Below are 16,978 nucleotides of genomic sequence, written 5' to 3'. Positions count from 1 at the left end.
CTATAACGGCTCCAGTTGATACTGGCCACTGGCAAACGCCACGGCCAGTTCGTGTGAGCGTTCCAGCACGACCTGCCAGTTAGCCAGACGCTCTGCATCAGGTAGTTTAAAATCATTTCTGTCCGGAATTTTTCCTTTAGGTAAGCTGGCAACCCAGCTGTCACTTGGGCACAGCAAAACCACATTATGTAAATGCGCTGACTGGGGCCTACGCCACTTCAATGCTTTATCAAACCAGCCCGGAGTAAGCCGGGGGTAAAAATGTGGGTACAGCACCAGGCCGTGATTACTGAATGGCAGGTCAAAATGATAGTCGGTAATACCGCCATCGAAATACAGGCCCGGGCCGGCTCCGGCAATGTCGGTTACCGGTGACAATACTAACGGTATAGAGCCACTTGCCATTACTGCCTGGCGCAAATTAGCCTGGCTTAATGGCACATGCTGGGTTGGCAGACCGGTATAGCGATGAAAAGGCGCAGGGCTGTGCTGTGGGAAAAACTGCACCCGTTGATAAAAGTGCTGCAAATTACGCCGGCTCAGTAGATTGGCGCCGGCGGCCAGCGTTAGTCCGGCTGCCTGCCATACTTTACGCTTGCTGCGGCTAAGCCCTTTGGCTTTGGCAACAATCAGGTTCAGTTTCATTACCGGATTGTTCAGCACCTCGGTTACCTGCTGTTCGCTTTGAAATACTTCGTCAATAATCGCCGCTGATATACGGGTCACTTCGGCAATATCCGCACCCGCCGGGTAGCATATGGTTGAATAAGCTTTGGCAAAGCGCTTTGACGCAGCAACCGGATCGGCCTGGGCGTAGCAGGCAAAACGCCAGGCTCCGGCTGAACTGCCAAGTAAATGCAGTGGCTTAGTGCGATTGGCAAAAAAATCGGCCAGCAGATACTGGTCCAGGCCAAACAGGCTGAACCATTTCGGGCCACCACTGGCGCCGACCACGACACTGATATCGTCAGCGCGCAGGCCATGTTGATTAATATGGGCCATGGCATCGGGGCCGGCCAGAACACGAAGGTTATTCAAAACTGCAGGGTTCTCCCATTGCTGCTGTTAACGGGTATAAGCTGTTTTATAAAGGGCCAAACAGGGTTTTATGCATTCGTTCGGCGTAGTCATCGGTCATGCCGGAAATATAATCACAAATTACCCGCATACCCTGGCCGTGTTCATTGGCATTGTGCCAGCGTTGCTGGGTATTAAGGGGTAACAGACGGCTCGGATCAGAGGCGAAAGCATCAAACAGCTGCAATAACATATTCTGGCAGCGAAACCGCGACTGCTGAATTAACGGCTGGCGAATAACACAGTTAAACACCAGTTGTTTCAGGCTGTGCAACAGGGCGGTTTCAGCGCCTGGCAGCCGGGCATTGTAACGAATTAACGGCTCTGTCGCCTCAGGCAACGCCTGATACAACTCTATTGAGGTGATCAGCCGGTTAACCAGCGCGCCAATCGCATCTTTTCGGATATGATGCTCACTGCTGAATAATTTGGCGCCCAGCTGTTGCATGTCATCACCGGTATAGTGCTGCCACTGGCTGAAGCTGACATTACCCAGCACGATGGCATCTTCCAGATCGTGGACACCGTAGGCAATATCGTCAGCCAGTTCCATGATGGAGGCATCCAGTGACTTGTAGCGCGATTTAATAAAAGGCGAGTGTGCCAGCGTGTCCACCTGCTGAAAGGCATCGCGGTCGGCGGTGCTTAAAGGCTGTAATATCCAGTCGAGAATATCAGCATCTGCCTGAAAGATAGCTTTGGCGGGTTTCCAGCGGTTTAAATTCAGGGGGTTATCGCTATTGCTTGCCGGGGATAACGCTGGCTGCAATACCGGGTATTTTAATAAACCCAGTAAGGTCCGTCTGGCTAAGTCCATGCCATGCCGCTGAGTGTAGGGCTCAAGTTTGGCCACAATCCGCAAGGTCTGGCCATTACCTTCAAAACCGCCATCGGCCAGCATTTTATAATTAAGGGCTGTTTCACCTCCGTGACCAAAAGGAGGGTGACCGATATCATGTGCCAGACACAATGCTTCCATCAGGCTGGCATCGGGTAGTATTGGTTTGATATCCCCGGCTGATTTTTTGATCAGCTGACTGACCAGGCCGGTGCCAATCTGGGCAGCTTCTAATGAATGGGTCAGCCGGGTACGGTAAAAATCATTCTGGCCAATTCCCAGGATCTGGGTTTTGGATTGAAGCCGGCGAAACGCCGCAGAGTGCAGAATGCGGGCCCGGTCGCGCTGCCAGGGTGAGCGTTGATCATTTGGCCGGTCATGGCTGTCTTCAGAGTGTCGCGCTGACCAAATTGCTAACATAACCTTCCTTAATCATGGTAAAACAGCTTAGCAAGAGCAGCTATAGTACGCGACTATTGATTTGAATTCGAGCACTCGACACCGGCTAAATTATACTGTATAAATGAACAGTTAAAATTAATCAGGGGCAGCAACATGGCAGTGGTAATTAAATATATTGTAGAGCGCAATGGAGTAGAGAAAATGACTTTTACCTCAAAAGCGGAGGCTGATGCCTATGACAAAATGCTGGATACCGCTGATGAGTTAGCCAGTTTTTTAACTGCCAGCAGCGTACTGGCAGACGAGGCACAAACTGAAACTCTGGCGTTATATCTGGCTCAGAATAAAGACGCGTTACTGGTGGCGTTAGGCGCAAAAAAGCCGGCTAAAGCGCCAGCAAAACCAGCTGCTAAAGCTGAAATGGCGAAAGCAGAGTCCAAACAAGAGCCTAAAGCAGAGCCTAAATCAGAACAAAAAGCTGACACTACTAAGGCCGCCTGACTGCGCAGAACATAGCAGCTTTAGCGGCAGCATAGTCATCATTATATAGCGCCAGCCAATCAGGGCTGGCGTTGGGGTGTCAGTTTCTGCCAGTAGGCTTTTAAGTCGGCTTTGACTTCCGGTAACAGCAGATACAGCGCCAGAATATTGGGCACGGCCATTAAAAAAATCATCGAGTCAATAAAGTCGAATACCGCCATGACGTTTGGTACAGCCCCGATTGAGACGATCAGACAAAACAGCACTTTATACAGCTGGCTTAGCCGTTTGTCGTGGCCGACCAGATAACGCCAGCCGGTTAAACCATAGTATGACCAGCTGATCACCGTTGAAAACCCAAACAGCAGCAGCGCCACCATTAATACCCATGGAAACCAGCTGACAACGGAGGCAAAAGCGCCTGACGTGATTTGAACGCCGTCCAGCCCCGGGGTCTGGTAAGCGCCGGTTAAAATGATCACCAGGGCAGTGATGGTGCAGATCACCACGGTATCAATAAAAGGTTCCAGTAAGCCGACAAAGCCCTGACTGACCGGATCTTTGGTCTTCGCCGCAGCATGGGCAATCGGGGATGAGCCAATACCGGCTTCATTTGAATAGGCAGCGCGTCTGAACCCCTGAATAAGCACCCCGATAAAACCACCGTAGCCGGCTTCAGGTGTAAATGCGCCCTGGACAATTAACCACAGCGCTGAGGGGATAGCGCTGAAGTGAGTAAACATAACCAGCAGTGATGCGGCCAGATAGATACCACACATTAACGGCACCAGCTTACTGGTTACCCGGGCTATACTTTTCAGCCCGCCGATAATCACAGCGCCCACCAGTAGCGCATAGATAGCACCAAACAACCAGGCATTATCGAAGCCTGTAACACTTTGTACCTGGACAAAGCCCTGATTAACATGAACAAAGCCTGCCGAACCGAAAATAACAAACACTGAAAACGCCATCGCCAGCACGGTACCGGTCAGCGGCAGATTAAACTTATCCAATGCGGCTTTAATATAATACATTGGGCCACCGGAGACGCTGCCATCAGGGTTAATCTGCCGGTATTTAACGGCCAGGGTGCATTCGACAAACTTGGTCGACATACCGAGTAAACCTGCGACGATCATCCAGAAAGTTGCCCCCGGGCCGCCTAAACTGATAGCAATCGCTACCCCGGCAATATTACCGGTACCCACGGTGCCTGATAACGCTGTACTCAGTGCCTGAAACGGACTGATCTCGCCACTGGCACCGCTGCTTCTGTTATTTTTAAGCAGACCAATAGCATGGCCAAAGCCGCGGACATTGATAAAGCCAAGATAACAGGTAAAGACCAAAGCACCACTTATTAGCCAGATTAATACCATAGGAATGGCAACGTCATTAATCTCAAAGGCGTAAAACACTACTGAGGCCAGTTGTGAGGTCAGGCTTTCAAATGCCTGTTGAAACGAAAAGTCGGTTGTCATTATTATATTCAGCAGTATGGATGGCTGTTTGATTATGCAAGCCTACTGTTAAATGCAAGCAGAAACAAGAAATTAAACACCGGCTTGCGGTGATTGACCAGCAGAATACGGTGTTTACTAAGCTGGCAGAATACAGCCAGGCGCGGTAGTTGAGAGCCACAACGCCTGTTGTCACTGAAGATTACTGACTATAGCCCGGCAAAAAACGACCAAGTTTACCCAGTGCAGCTGCCAGCTGCTCTTTGTGTGGCAGAAACACAATCCGGAAATGATCGGGCTCCGGCCAGTTAAAGGCCCGGCCATGCACCAGCAATACCTTGTGCTGGCGCAGAAAATCCAGCACAAATAACTGATCGTCTTTAATCCGGATTTTTTTGCGATCTATTTTCGGAAATAAATACATGGCGCCTTTAGGCCGCATACAACTTAAGCCATCTATATCACTGACTAACTTGTGAGCTAAATCCATTTGCTCATACAAGCGGCCGCCGGGTACCACCAGTTCGTTAATACTCTGATAGCCGCCCAGTGCCGTTTGTACTGCATGCTGACATGGCACATTGGCACATAACCGCATCGAGGCCAGCACATTTAAACCTTCAATATAATGGCGGGCCAGGTTTTTGGCACCGGAAATAAACAACCAGCCCACCCGGAAACCCGCTATCCGGTAATTTTTTGATAAGCCGCCAAATGTCAGCATAATAAGATCGTCAGCCAGCGATGCGGTACTGATATGCTCGGTGCCGTCATACAGTACTTTGTCATATATTTCATCGCTTAAAACCACCAGCCGGTGTTCGCGGGCTATTTTCAACAGCTCCAGTAAAAAAGCCTGATCATAGACTGCACCGGTGGGGTTATTTGGATTAATCAGCACGATAGCTTTGGTTTTAGTACTGATTTTTTGTTTAATATCGGCAAGATCCGGATACCAGTCCTGTTGCTCATCACAGCGATAATGTACCGCTCTGCCGCCGGCCAGGTTTACCGCTGCGGTCCACAACGGGTAGTCAGGTGATGGGATAAGCACTTCATCGTCATTGTTCAGCAGCGCCTGCAGCGACATTAAGATAAGCTCTGAGACCCCGTTACCAATATAGACATCATCGGCATCGGCGCCTCTGATCCCACGTTGCTGGTAGTATTGCGCTACGGCAACTCTCGCCGGGTAAATACCTTGTGAATCAGAGTAGCCCTGGGCCGTTGGCAGATTATGAATAACATGTTTAAGTATTTCATCCGGTGCTTCAAAGCCAAACGGTGCCGGATTACCGATATTCAGCTTAAGTATCAGATGGCCTTCTTCCTCCATTCTTCTGGCTTCCTGTGCCACAGGACCACGAATGTCATAACAGACTCCATCAAGCTTGGTCGAACGTTCAATTGGTTTCATAGCCAGAACCGGTTTGCCCCCTAAAATAATATCCATCCAGATAGCTAAAACATCAGAGTGTAGTTGTCACATAACCGCGGCTGATTTGCAATGCAGTGACCACAATTGTTGACAAAATTTCGGAAAAAAATAAGACAAAATATTTTTTAGTTCATTCTGAGCCAAGCAAAGGCTAAAATACCAAATGATTTCATGAGACAGTAACTGACTTGGCTGACTGAAGCTGGTTGCGATACTGCAGAATATAGTGGTGAATTTTTGATTAAAAGAAGTGTGATAATTGCAAGCTGGTGTGTCGTAACGTTTGCTGCATTAAGTCCTTTTGTCGGTTTGCAGCCGGTACCACAGCCCGATTCACTCGATGAATGGCAACGCCCGGGCAGAATAGCCGCCCTGAGCCAGGCCGATCAACAAAAAGTACTTGAGCGACTGGCCTATACCGAGCCAGCAGTGCCGTTTAAGCCTTTGCCTGACTTTAATGCTATTACTGAAACCAATGCTAAAAAGCGGGCCTTTTTTAATTATTTACGCCCGCACGTGCAGCGCGAAAACAGCAGATTGCGTAATTTGCGCCAGCAATTACTGGTGCTGGCTGAAAAAAAACAAAAGAACCAACGGCTCAATATCAACGAATACGCTTTTTTATACAGTTTATATGATGAATTCCGGATGGACGTTGCTGAGTCAGATCCGCAAATGTTGCAGGAGCTACTGAAAAGGGTTGATATTTTGCCAGTCAGTCTGGTGTTAATGCAGGCGGCGAATGAATCTGCCTGGGGTACCAGCCGATTTGCCGTTGAAGGCTTTAATTTCTTTGGCCAGTGGTGTTTTCGTGAGGGCTGTGGTCTGGTGCCACTGAGTCGGGGGGAAGATCAAAGCCATGAAGTGGCAAAGTTTGACAGCCCGGCGCAAAGTATCCGCAGTTATTTTTATAATCTGAATACGTTTCATACCTACGAGTCGCTGCGGGAAATCCGGGCGAAGTTGCGCTCAGAGCGCAAGCCGGTCCGTGGTGAGGCTCTGGCTGCAGGGTTAGGCCGCTATTCAGAGCGCGGTGATGAGTATATTGCTGAAATCAGCAACATGATCCGGTTTAACCGCCGTTTTCTGGAGGATTAGGCTGGCCAGGGCAGCCAGCCGTTTAAGCTGCTGCCCGCCCATATATTGAAGCCGGCATATTATTAACGCTAGTACGATGCAGTTAGCTTAACTGCACTATGTTAAGACCGCTTTGCAGACTCAGTGGCCCGGATTCAGAAGTTATGTCGTCAGAGTCTTCCGCGCTGGCAAGGCCAACCGGAATAGCTGGTACTGGCAAATGATCAAAGGCGGTATCGCCTTCAACTCCAACAGCACTGTCTTTAGCAATGCCGGCAAAATCAAATAAACTGTTATCTGCTAAATGGGATGGCACGACATTTTGCATCGCCTGAAACATGGTTTCAATTCTGCCGGGAAAGCGTTTATCCCAGTCCTGCAGCATCTCTTTTATCACCTGACGTTGCAGGCCATCCTGAGAGCCACATAAATTACAGGGAATGATCGGAAACTGGCGGGCCTGTGCATATTTTTCAATATCTTTCTCTTTGCAATAGGCCAGTGGCCGGATCACGATATGCTCGCCGTTATCGCTAATCAGCTTGGGTGGCATCGATTTCATTTTGCCACCGTAAAACATATTTAAAAACAGCGTTTCCAGCATATCATCGCGGTGATGACCCAGCGCAATTTTAGTGGCTCCCAGCTCTTTTGCTGTCCGGTATAAAATGCCCCGGCGCAGCCGCGAGCATAATGAACAGGTTGTTTTACCTTCAGGGATTTTTTCCTTGACGATGGCATAGGTATCTTCGGTAACGATCTGATAATCGACGCCAATGCCGTCAAGGTAATTTGGTAACACCTCAGCCGGAAAACCTGGCTGTTTCTGATCCAGGTTAACCGCCACAATACTGAAGCTGATAGGCGCAGACTGCTGCAGATTTAGCAGAATATCCAGCATGGTATAGGAGTCTTTACCACCTGATAAGCAGACCATAATTTTATCGCCTTCGCTTATCATGCCAAAGTCGCTGATAGCCTGACCCACGCCGCGGCGTAGCCGCTTGTGCAGTTTGTTTAAATTGTATTGAGCTTTTGCTTGTGCGGCGTGCGACATAACTTCAGTAACCCTGCAGAAAAATGGCGCACATTATAACCAAGTGTGCGCCAATACCATAGGGCGGATTTTAGTGTTTTGCTAACGGACTGACAAAGTTGGCCGGTTTTAATGCTAAAACGTCACAATCAAGCTGATCAATCAAGTGTTCTGCGGTATTACCAATAATTGCTGCAGAAAATCCGGTACGGCCAATGGTGCCGATGACCACCATTTCTGCATCCAGCTCTGTTGCCAGTGCCGGTATGATATCTTCCGGCATCCCTTCCAGCACATGAGTCTCCTGTTCGGCCATATCAAACTGACGCGCCAGCTCGGCCACGGCATTTTCATGGTGCCGGCGCATTGCTGTGTTATATTGCTGCGGATTAAATTCCGGGATTTCGATAGCAATATTCACCGGCGTGCCGGGAAACGCATTAACCAGATGAACTTTACCTTGCAGCACTTTTGCCATGGCTTTGGCGTTACTGATCACCCGCTGATTCAGCGACTGATGATGATCCTGCTCACTACCGGCATTAACCGCGGCAATAATATTGCCATTGTCTGGCCACGCGTGCTCTTTAACCAGCAGCACGGCACAGGGGCATTTGCGTAAGATATGCCAGTCAGTCGGGGTGAAAATCATCGATTTCAATACGTCATGATTGTGGGTACCTTTAATCACCAGATCGAAGTTTTGTTCTATCACTTCGTGCACGATTGCTTCAAATGGCCGGTTGTGCCATACCACTTTTAAATTGATATCAATGCCCTGGTTTCTGGCATCGTTAATCAGTTCTCCTACCCACAGTTCGCGGTCATGAATAACGGCCTGACGCATTGACTCCCGCTCGTCACCTGACAACATCGTGGTCATTTCATAGGAAAAGTCATACACCGATAAAAACGCGGTAAGTTTACAAGGCTGTTTACGGGCCAGTTCTAACCCCCGGTTCAGGGCTTTTTGCTGGTTATCGGTTGGGTCAAGCACAACTAACACATTACTGAAAACGGTCATTACACGCTCCTTGTTTAGATAAGGACTGGCCATGCTCAAGTTGAGAGGCTGGCAGTAGCTGTTTGTCGCTACTGAAAAGTGTAGTCAATAAAACCGCACTGCGGGTAACTTCATATTGTGCTAAATCAAAAAGCTAACAATTACCGGCCAACTGCTGCATCGCCGCTGGATTGTTGATGGTAATCAGTTTGCCATCAACGCTGATTAACTGTTCTTTATGTAATTTACTCAGCAGACGACTGATGGTTTCGACAGTTAACCCCAGATAGTTGCCAATATCGCTGCGGGTCATCGATAAACGAAAGGCTTTGGCAGAAAAGCCCCGGTTGCCAAAACGTTGGGCCAGATGGTTTAAAAAGGTTGCTAACTTTTGTTCGGCCGTTTTCCGGTTTAACAACAACAGCATTTGCTGATCGGCCTGGATATCCTGGCTCATCAGACGCATCAGTTGCTGTCGCAACTTTGGTAATTGATCCAGCAGGATTTCAAGATTGGGGTAGGGTATTTCACATACCATGCCGGTTTCCAGCGCCTCTGCATAGCTGTTATGCATTTCGGTACCAATAGCATCAAAGCCAATAACATCACCGGGTAAGTGAAAGCCAGTGATTTGCTGTTCACCTTGTTCGGTCAGCGTAAAGGTTTTGAATGAGCCTGAACGAATTGCAAACAGCGCCTTGAGTGGTTTATTACTTTCAAACAGCATGTCGCCTTTGTGCAGCGGTCTTTTGCGCTGAATAATATCATCTAACCGGCTAAGTTCCTGTTCACTCAAAGAAAAGGGCAAACATAACTGGCTGAAACCACAATCCTGACAATTAATTGCTGAACGTTGCATAATCTGGTTTCCTGATTGTCCCCGAAATAACTGCTACAGCTTAAAAAACTAGTCTTTTTAAAGCAAGATATATTGTATAAATACCATAGATAGCTAATATTCCGGCCGCGCTATAACGCACACCCGGCCGGTTTTTAAATTTACTCAGACTACTGGCCAGGCTGCCAAATGTCAGCAGGGCGGGCAGGGTGCCTAAACCAAAAAACAACATGATTAACGCGCCCTGACTGGCACTGCCGCTGGCCAGGCTCCAACCCAGCGTAGAGTATACCAGACCACAGGGCAGCCAGCCCCAGCACAGGCCGTACAGATAAGCTTTAGGCAAACTGTCAAGCGGCATTAGCTGCTGACTCACCGGCCGGATCAGTGCCCATAAATACTGACCCGCGCGCTCAAGGACGGTAAGAGCGAACCATAATCTTGCAATATACAACGCCATCAGCAGTAACAATAGCCCGGCTAGTAACCTGAGCCAAATCAATGATACGCCAGCCAGTGCCATTGCCTGCATGCCAAAATACCCGACCAGTGCGCCCAGCAAGGCATAGGTGGTTAAGCGGCCAAGGCTTAACAGCAACTGCATTGCCAGTTTCCAGCCAATACTGCGCTGTGGCATTGCCAGTTGCAGTGCTGCGACAATGCCGCCACACATGACAATACAATGGCTACTGCCCAAAAAACCAATTAATAGCGCGGCCAGTATATCGCTGGTCATTGGCCGGACTTATCCTGCCGATGCTCAGCTTGCTCAGCTTGCTCAGCTTGCTCAGCAGGTTCCTGTTTTGCGGTTTCAGCGCTTGTTTTCGCCTGCGCCTGTTGCTCGTCAAACAAAATACTGAAACCTTCTTTGTCCAGATCTTCAAACTGTTTACTGCGTACCGCCCAGAAAAAAATAGCCAGTCCCAGCATAACGAACAAAATGGCTATAGGGATCAGAACGTAAATGATGCTCATGTGATAACAGACTCATATTTTAAAAGATTCATTTTTTCAGTAATCTGAGTGAATTAGAAACTACCAGCAGTGAGCTGAAAGACATCCCCAGCACGGCAATATAGGGTGATACCAGGCCTGCTACCGCCAGCGGAATGATGAACAGATTATAACCCACTGCCCAGCCCAGATTTTGCCGGATCACCCGGGCAGCCTGCTTACCGGCAGTCAGTAAGCTTGCCAGCAAACTGATATCAGGTTGTAACAGTACCACATCAGCCTGATTTTTGGACAAATCAGTGCCTGAGTCAACCGCGATAGAAATATGGGCGGCGTTAAAGCCCGGGCTGTCATTAATGCCATCGCCCACCATTAACACCTTGTGACCGGCATTAACCAGCGAGTTAATGGCTGTTACTTTATCCGCCGGGCTGCAGCCCTGCTGCATAAAATCTAATTTAAGTTCAGTCGCCAGTTGCGCCGCCTGGCCTGAATTATCTCCACTTAGCATGCCAACCTGATACCCCTGCTGCTGCAAATCAGCTACCAGTTTTGCGGCGCCGGGGCGCAAGTTATCGGCCAGCGTGATGGCTGCCAGTAATTGCTGATCCAGGGTGACAAAAACATTTGCCTTCGTTGTTACACGCGCGTCGTGCTCATTAATCTGACAAAAAGCCGCACTGCCGACTTTAAGCTGCCGGCCTTGCCAGCTACCACTAATTCCCTGGCCGACGCTAATCGTAATTTTGTTTATGGGCAGGCTTTGCTGCAAACAGGCTTTAAAGGCACCGGCAATCGGATGCTCTGAATGCTGTTCCAGGTTGGCAACAAGATTCAGTAAAGCCGTGTCGTTCAGATCATTGCCTGGCACTGCCTGATAGCGTTGTATATTAACAATACTGAAGCGACCTTCAGTCAGAGTGCCGGTTTTATCAAAAATGATATGACTGAGTACTGGCAGCGTTTCCAGCGCCTGCGCGTTTTTAACCAGAATACCCAGCCGGTTTAACCGGGACAGGGCGCAGGTTATCGCAGTCGGTGTGGCCAGGCTTAACGCGCAGGGACATGTCGCCACTAATACTGACAAGGTAATCCAGAATGCCCGGTCAGCATCCAGCCAGAAATACCATAGCGCAAAAGTGCCGGCGGCAATCAGCAACAGTCGCTCGACAAAATACCGGGCCAGCTGATCGGTTTTTTCTACCAGCCGCGGTTTGCTGTGTAAGGTTTGTTGCTGCAGTTGAATAATCTGGCCTAAGCGCGAGTGCGCCAGAGCACTGCTGACATTTATCGTCAGCAGGCCATCGTGGTTAATACTACCGGCCAGCACAGTATCGCCCTGCTGGCGACTGATGGCTGTGTACTCGCCGGTTAGCATCGACTCGTCAACCGTACTGCTACCTGCCAGCACCACACCATCTGCAGGCAGCGTTTCACCCGGTTTAACCAGAATAATATCACCGGCATTCAGACGCCGGGCCGAGACAGCCAGTTGCTGATCTCCTTGCAATAAAGTCGCCGACACCGGCATGATTTTCAGCAAGTTACTGGTAGCATCCCGCGCCTGGGCCCGGGCCCGGTATTCAAAAAACTTGCCCAGTTGCAGCAAGAAGGTGAACATACAGACCGATTCAAAATACACTTCGCCGGTTTGCATAATAGTGGCATAGGCTGAGGCGAAAAACGTGTAGTAAATTGCCAGACTGACCGGCACGTCCATGTTCAGTTGCCGGGCTTTAATGCTGCGCCAGGCACTGCTGACAAAAGGCAGCGCTGCATAGAGCACGACCGGCAACGTCAGCAGCATGCTGATCCAGCGAAGATAGCCATGATGTGCTTGTTCAATGCCGCTGTATTCGCCAAAATACAAGGCAAAAGCCAGCATCATTACCTGCATCGTCATAATACCCGACACCGCCAGACGTTTTAAAAAGCGGTTTAGTTCAGCTTTAAACTGCGTTTCCTGCTGATCGGCCACAAAGGGACTGGCCTGATAACCCAGCTGATTAATCAGCAGCAAAATTTCACTAAGGGGAAGTTGCTCAGGCTGCCAGTTAAGTAAGGCCCGCTGAGTGGAAGAGTTAATATTGATCTTATTAACTGCGGCTTGCTTATTCAGGTGTTTTTCGATCAGCCAGGCGCAGGCAGCACAACTCATGCCACTGATGGCCAGCTCAAGTTCAACGCCATCTTGTTGCGGCTGACTTATCTCGGCCAGTACCTCGGCACTGTCATATTGTTGTAAACTGGCACGCAGTTCGCCCGGGACTAATTCTGCTTTGGCAGCGGCTTCGGTGCGGAATTTATAGTAGTCATCTAACCCGCTGTCGATAATAGTCTGTGCCACAGCCTGGCAGCCGGCACAGCAAAACAGCGCCGGTTCGCCATTGATAGTTAACTGAAAACGCTGACCGGTAGCAACCGGTTCAAGACAATGAAAACAGCTTAATGTTGTCAACCAGGCCTCTGCTTCTCTTCAATTAATAACCGAGCTTAATTTCCTGGGTAACAGGCAGCTCGAAGGTGGCTCTTAGTTTCCACTCATTGCTGTTGTCACTGACATTCAGCCGCCATTTGCCGGTTGGGGTCAGGGGCAGGGTAGCGACATAGAGTAATTCACCGCTGCGCTGTGCATCGACTGCAAAATCCTGAGCGGCCAGCGTCGGGTGATAAAAATCCAGATGGATACTGTCGTCCAGCACCGCATTTTCTGTAAAACGCACTACAGCCCGATTGCCGGCAATCAGCACTGTCGCATTTAAATTACGTAGCGCCGCTTCCCGGTACTTCGCCAACTGCAAATTGATACTTTTTCCGGCTTTATAGTAATCATCTATAACCAGATCAGGCTGTTGCTGATTCATCAATACCACGGCATATATTGCCCGTAATGCGGTCAGCACCGGGATGGCAATCAGGATCCACGGCCAGACTTGCTTATACCAGGGTTTTGAATCCAGCTGCATTACTACCTCTCGTTTGATAAGACTAAGCCCCATTACGGGGCTTTGTCGGTATTAGCCTGATTATTCCGGTAAGCTGCTGCTTAACGCTGATCTTCCGGGTTAGATAACCGGTAAATGTAGGCCGTCAGAATATGCACCTTGTCTTCACCCAGGGTATCTTTAAACGCTGGCATTACGCCATAGCGGCCTTTTACCAGAGTTTCTTCGATAGCCGCGGCCGAGCCGCCATACAACCAGATGTTGTCTGTCAGATTAGGAGCACCAAACGGCAGGTTATGAGCAACACTGCCTTTACCATCAGGGCCGTGACACGCTGCGCACAGTGCAAATTTTGCTTTACCGGCAGTCGCTTCCCGTTCGTTAACAGCGCGGCCGGATAAACTCAGCACGTATGCGGTCATTTCCTTGATACCTTGCTCACCTAACGCTTCCTGCCAGCCCGGCATTGCAGCTCTGCGACCATATAACAAGGTTTCTTTGATCTTGTCTGGGCTACCACCATATAACCAGTCATTGTCGGTCAGGTTAGGGTAGCCACGCTGGCCACGGGCATCTGAACCATGACATAACGCGCAGTTTTGTAAAAACAGGCGCTGACCAATTTTCAGTGCATCCGGATCATAAGCCAGATCCAACACGTCACGCTTGGCAAATTGCTGAAATACCGGGCCATAGGTTTCAAGGGCCGATTCAATTTCAACATCCAGCTGGACATAACGGCCGTCGGCTTTAGCCTGCGCCACCGCGGCACGCGACTCTTCCAGACTTTTTATACCCTGATTTGAGCTGGTCCAGTTTAAAAAACCTGGCCAGTTACCCAATCCAGGATAAGCGGCAAGATAAAATACTGACCAGATCAGCGTGCCATAAAACATATAAGTCCACCACTTTGGCAGTGGGTTGTTGACTTCTTTCAGACCATCTACTTCGTGATCAGTAGTTTCGTCTTCCGGCACACCAACATAGTTAGTTAAATTCCAGCGCAGTAAAATAAAGCAGCCAATCAGCACCGGTAAAGTTAAAACGATGATCCAAGCACTCCAGAAGCTACTCATGATCTGACTCCCGTTTGGTTTTTTGTTCTTTAGATTCAGGTTCGTCGTCAAATACCAGATTGGCAGCTTCGTCAAAATCTTTCTTACGTTTTTTACCGTAAGCCCAGATAACTAACGCAACAAAGCCAACGAACAGAATGACGGTTAATACACTATGAACTGTTGCAAATCCCATAATCATTACTTCAACGCTGTGCCCAATGATTGCAGATAGGCAATCAGGGCTTCCATTTCAGTTTTTCCTTGTACTGCTTCAGCAGCGCCGGCAATGTCTTCATCAGTGTAAGGCACGCCAAAACTCCGGAAAATCTCAAGTTTACGGCCAGTCTCTTTACCGTCCAGCACAGTGCTATCCAGCCAGGGGAAACCAGGCATGTTAGATTGCGGGACTACTGAACGCGGGTCCATCAAATGGGCATAATGCCAGTCATCGCTATAGCGCTGGCCTACACGAGCCAAATCAGGGCCTGTGCGTTTGGAGCCCCATAAGAAAGGATGCTCCCAGACACTTTCACCGGCCACTGAGTAATGACCATAGCGTTCCACTTCGGCCCGGAATGGTCTTATCATCTGGCTGTGGCAATTATTGCAGCCTTCGCGGATATAAATATCACGGCCTTCCAGCTGCAGTGCAGTATAGGGTTTCAAGCCATCAATCGGTTGATTGGTTTCATCCATAAACATTAGCGGGGTAATTTGTACCAGGGTACCGAAACTAATCGCAATAACGGTAAAAATACCCAGCAAACCAACGCTTTTCTCTACTTTCTCGTGATGATTCTTCGACATGACCTGCCCCTTATGCCGTTACTGGCACAGTGTGTGCCACTTCATCTTTACTACGGACAGTTTTGTACACGTTGTATGCCATCAGCAGCATACCGGTGATTACAAAGACCCCACCAATAAAGCGCATCAGATAAAATGGCATCGATGCTTCCAGGCTTTGTACAAAGCTGTAGGTCAGGGTGCCGTCAGTGTTAACAGCACGCCACATCATGCCCTGCATAATACCCGAGATCCACATCGCCACGATGTACAATACGACACCTATGGTGTGCAACCAGAAGTGAGTATTAATCAGTTTGGTGCTGTACATGCCCACTTTGTTATAAACCACCGGGATAAGGTGATACATAGCACCGATAGAAATCATCGCTACCCAGCCAAGCGCGCCAGAGTGAACATGACCAATGGTCCAGTCGGTGTAGTGCGACAGCGCGTTAACCGATTTGATTGCCATCATCGGCCCTTCAAAGGTCGACATGCCGTAAAAAGACAACGACACAATTAAGAAGCGCAGAATAGGGTCGGTTTTCAGTTTATGCCAGGCACCTGATAACGTCATAATACCGTTGATCATGCCGCCCCAGCTGGGTACAAACAATACGACAGACATCACCATTCCCAGCGACTGGGTCCAGTCAGGCAGGGCGGTGTAGTGCAGGTGATGCGGGCCAGCCCAGATGTAAAGGGCAATCAGGGCCCAGAAGTGTACAATCGACAACCGGTAAGAATACACCGGCCGGCCAGCCTGCTTCGGCACAAAGTAGTACATCATGCCGAGGAAACCTGCTGTTAGCAGAAAACCAACCGCATTATGGCCGTACCACCACTGCACCATGGCATCAACTGCCCCGGCATAAATCGAGTAGGATTTAAATAAATTAAGCGGGATCACCATACTGTTAACAATGTGTAAAGCCGCTACCGTGATAATAAAACCACCATAAAACCAGTTTGCAACATAAATATGACTGGTTTTACGCTTAACCAGGGTACCGAAGAACACAATGGCAAAAGACACCCAGACAATAGTAATCAGCACGTCTATTGGCCATTCCAGCTCAGCGTATTCTTTGCTCTGGGTCATACCCATCGGCAGAGTAATAGCTGCCGCGACAATAACGGCTTGCCAGCCCCAGAATGTAAACATAGCCAGTTTTTCTGCAAACAGCCGGGTTTGACAGGTTCGCTGCACCACATAGTAACAGGTTGCAAACAAGGCACTGGTGCCGAACGCAAAGATAACGGCGTTAGTGTGAAGTGGCCGTAAACGACTGTACGTCAGCCACGGAATATCAAAGTTTAATGCCGGCCAGTAAAGCTGGGCTGCGATTAATACGCCCACCCCCATGCCAACAATACCCCATAAGACGGTAGTGATGGCAAAGAGGCGGACAACGCTATAGTTGTATTCAACATTTAACGATTTGGTCTGGCTCATGTTGAGATCCGCTGCAGTTATGCTGGTTACTAAAATCCACCTTGTGGTGGCCCTATTGTTATAAAGTGGACAACTAACACCATGTTAACTTTGCAGTTGCAGCCACTGAATTTTGGGCGAAATG

The 16,978-nt window shown here is 49.1% G+C and carries 17 protein-coding genes; 2 read left to right on the top strand and 15 right to left on the bottom strand.

Annotated features, from left to right (window positions below; genetic code table 11):
• Together R3187_RS09825 and R3187_RS09820 are read right to left on the bottom strand one after the other, a co-directional pair.
• Window positions 1–1,038: a patatin-like phospholipase family protein gene (locus R3187_RS09825; RefSeq protein WP_318966684.1), complete on the bottom strand. Its 1,038-nt coding sequence runs from the start codon at window positions 1,036–1,038 to the stop codon at window positions 1–3.
• Between the two features lie 46 nt (window positions 1,039–1,084).
• Entirely contained in the window at window positions 1,085–2,335 is a 1,251-nt protein-coding gene (locus R3187_RS09820; protein ID WP_318966682.1) for an anti-phage deoxyguanosine triphosphatase, read from the bottom strand.
• A gap of 135 nt (window positions 2,336–2,470) precedes the next feature.
• On the opposite strand from R3187_RS09820, the gene R3187_RS09815 reads away from it, so the two are divergent.
• Window positions 2,471–2,818, top strand: coding sequence for a YebG family protein (locus R3187_RS09815; protein ID WP_318966680.1), 348 nt, complete (start codon window positions 2,471–2,473; stop codon window positions 2,816–2,818).
• 59 nt (window positions 2,819–2,877) lie between these two features.
• Here the strand turns inward: R3187_RS09815 and R3187_RS09810 are convergent, their stop codons facing one another.
• Window positions 2,878–4,281: an alanine/glycine:cation symporter family protein gene (locus tag R3187_RS09810; protein ID WP_318966679.1), complete on the bottom strand. Its 1,404-nt coding sequence runs from the start codon at window positions 4,279–4,281 to the stop codon at window positions 2,878–2,880.
• A gap of 181 nt (window positions 4,282–4,462) precedes the next feature.
• Window positions 4,463–5,677, bottom strand: coding sequence for a pyridoxal phosphate-dependent aminotransferase (locus R3187_RS09805; protein ID WP_318966677.1), 1,215 nt, complete (start codon window positions 5,675–5,677; stop codon window positions 4,463–4,465).
• 258 nt (window positions 5,678–5,935) lie between these two features.
• Between R3187_RS09805 and R3187_RS09800 the strand changes: the two genes are divergently transcribed.
• Window positions 5,936–6,796: a glucosaminidase domain-containing protein gene (locus tag R3187_RS09800; protein WP_318966675.1), complete on the top strand. Its 861-nt coding sequence runs from the start codon at window positions 5,936–5,938 to the stop codon at window positions 6,794–6,796.
• An 82-nt stretch (window positions 6,797–6,878) separates the two neighbouring features.
• Here R3187_RS09800 and ttcA read toward each other — a convergent pair whose 3' ends face one another.
• The 11 genes from ttcA to ccoN form a co-directional block, all read right to left on the bottom strand.
• A complete protein-coding gene (ttcA, locus tag R3187_RS09795; RefSeq protein WP_318966673.1) occupies window positions 6,879–7,832 on the bottom strand; it encodes a tRNA 2-thiocytidine(32) synthetase TtcA in 954 nt (317 codons plus the stop codon).
• Between the two features lie 70 nt (window positions 7,833–7,902).
• Entirely contained in the window at window positions 7,903–8,835 is a 933-nt protein-coding gene (uspE, locus tag R3187_RS09790) for a universal stress protein UspE (protein ID WP_318966671.1), read from the bottom strand.
• A 133-nt stretch (window positions 8,836–8,968) separates the two neighbouring features.
• Window positions 8,969–9,673 carry a fumarate/nitrate reduction transcriptional regulator Fnr gene (gene fnr / locus R3187_RS09785; RefSeq protein ID WP_318966669.1) on the bottom strand — a complete coding sequence of 235 codons (705 nt, stop codon included), beginning with the start codon at window positions 9,671–9,673 and terminating at the stop codon, window positions 8,969–8,971.
• A gap of 40 nt (window positions 9,674–9,713) precedes the next feature.
• On the bottom strand, window positions 9,714–10,388 hold the full coding sequence (locus tag R3187_RS09780; RefSeq protein WP_318966667.1) for a sulfite exporter TauE/SafE family protein: 675 nt from the start codon (window positions 10,386–10,388) through the stop codon (window positions 9,714–9,716).
• The gene (gene ccoS / locus R3187_RS09775) at window positions 10,385–10,627 is read right to left on the bottom strand and encodes a cbb3-type cytochrome oxidase assembly protein CcoS (RefSeq protein ID WP_318966665.1); all 243 of its coding nucleotides are present in this window, start codon (window positions 10,625–10,627) and stop codon (window positions 10,385–10,387) included. Before ccoS ends, R3187_RS09780 begins: the two co-directional genes overlap by 4 nt.
• Before the next feature lie 28 nt (window positions 10,628–10,655).
• Window positions 10,656–13,064, bottom strand: a complete 2,409-nt coding sequence (locus R3187_RS09770; protein WP_318966663.1) for a heavy metal translocating P-type ATPase — start codon at window positions 13,062–13,064, stop codon at window positions 10,656–10,658.
• 22 nt (window positions 13,065–13,086) lie between these two features.
• Entirely contained in the window at window positions 13,087–13,572 is a 486-nt protein-coding gene (locus R3187_RS09765) for a FixH family protein (RefSeq protein WP_318966661.1), read from the bottom strand.
• Between the two features lie 80 nt (window positions 13,573–13,652).
• Window positions 13,653–14,627, bottom strand: coding sequence for a cytochrome-c oxidase, cbb3-type subunit III (ccoP, locus tag R3187_RS09760; RefSeq protein ID WP_318966659.1), 975 nt, complete (start codon window positions 14,625–14,627; stop codon window positions 13,653–13,655).
• Window positions 14,620–14,802 (bottom strand): cbb3-type cytochrome c oxidase subunit 3, encoded by a 183-nt coding sequence (locus R3187_RS09755; RefSeq protein ID WP_318966657.1) that lies wholly within the window; start codon window positions 14,800–14,802, stop codon window positions 14,620–14,622. Before R3187_RS09755 ends, ccoP begins: the two co-directional genes overlap by 8 nt.
• Window positions 14,803–14,807: 5 nt before the next feature.
• Window positions 14,808–15,416 carry a cytochrome-c oxidase, cbb3-type subunit II gene (gene ccoO, locus R3187_RS09750; protein ID WP_318966655.1) on the bottom strand — a complete coding sequence of 203 codons (609 nt, stop codon included), beginning with the start codon at window positions 15,414–15,416 and terminating at the stop codon, window positions 14,808–14,810.
• Between the two features lie 10 nt (window positions 15,417–15,426).
• Window positions 15,427–16,854 carry a cytochrome-c oxidase, cbb3-type subunit I gene (gene ccoN, locus R3187_RS09745; RefSeq protein WP_318966654.1) on the bottom strand — a complete coding sequence of 476 codons (1,428 nt, stop codon included), beginning with the start codon at window positions 16,852–16,854 and terminating at the stop codon, window positions 15,427–15,429.
• Between the last annotated feature and the right edge of the window lie 124 nt (window positions 16,855–16,978).

Origin of the sequence: Arsukibacterium sp., from assembly GCF_033721375.1 — a bacterium.
GTDB lineage: Bacteria > Pseudomonadota > Gammaproteobacteria > Enterobacterales > Alteromonadaceae > Alishewanella.
This window is presented reverse-complemented; position numbering and strand designations above follow the sequence as displayed.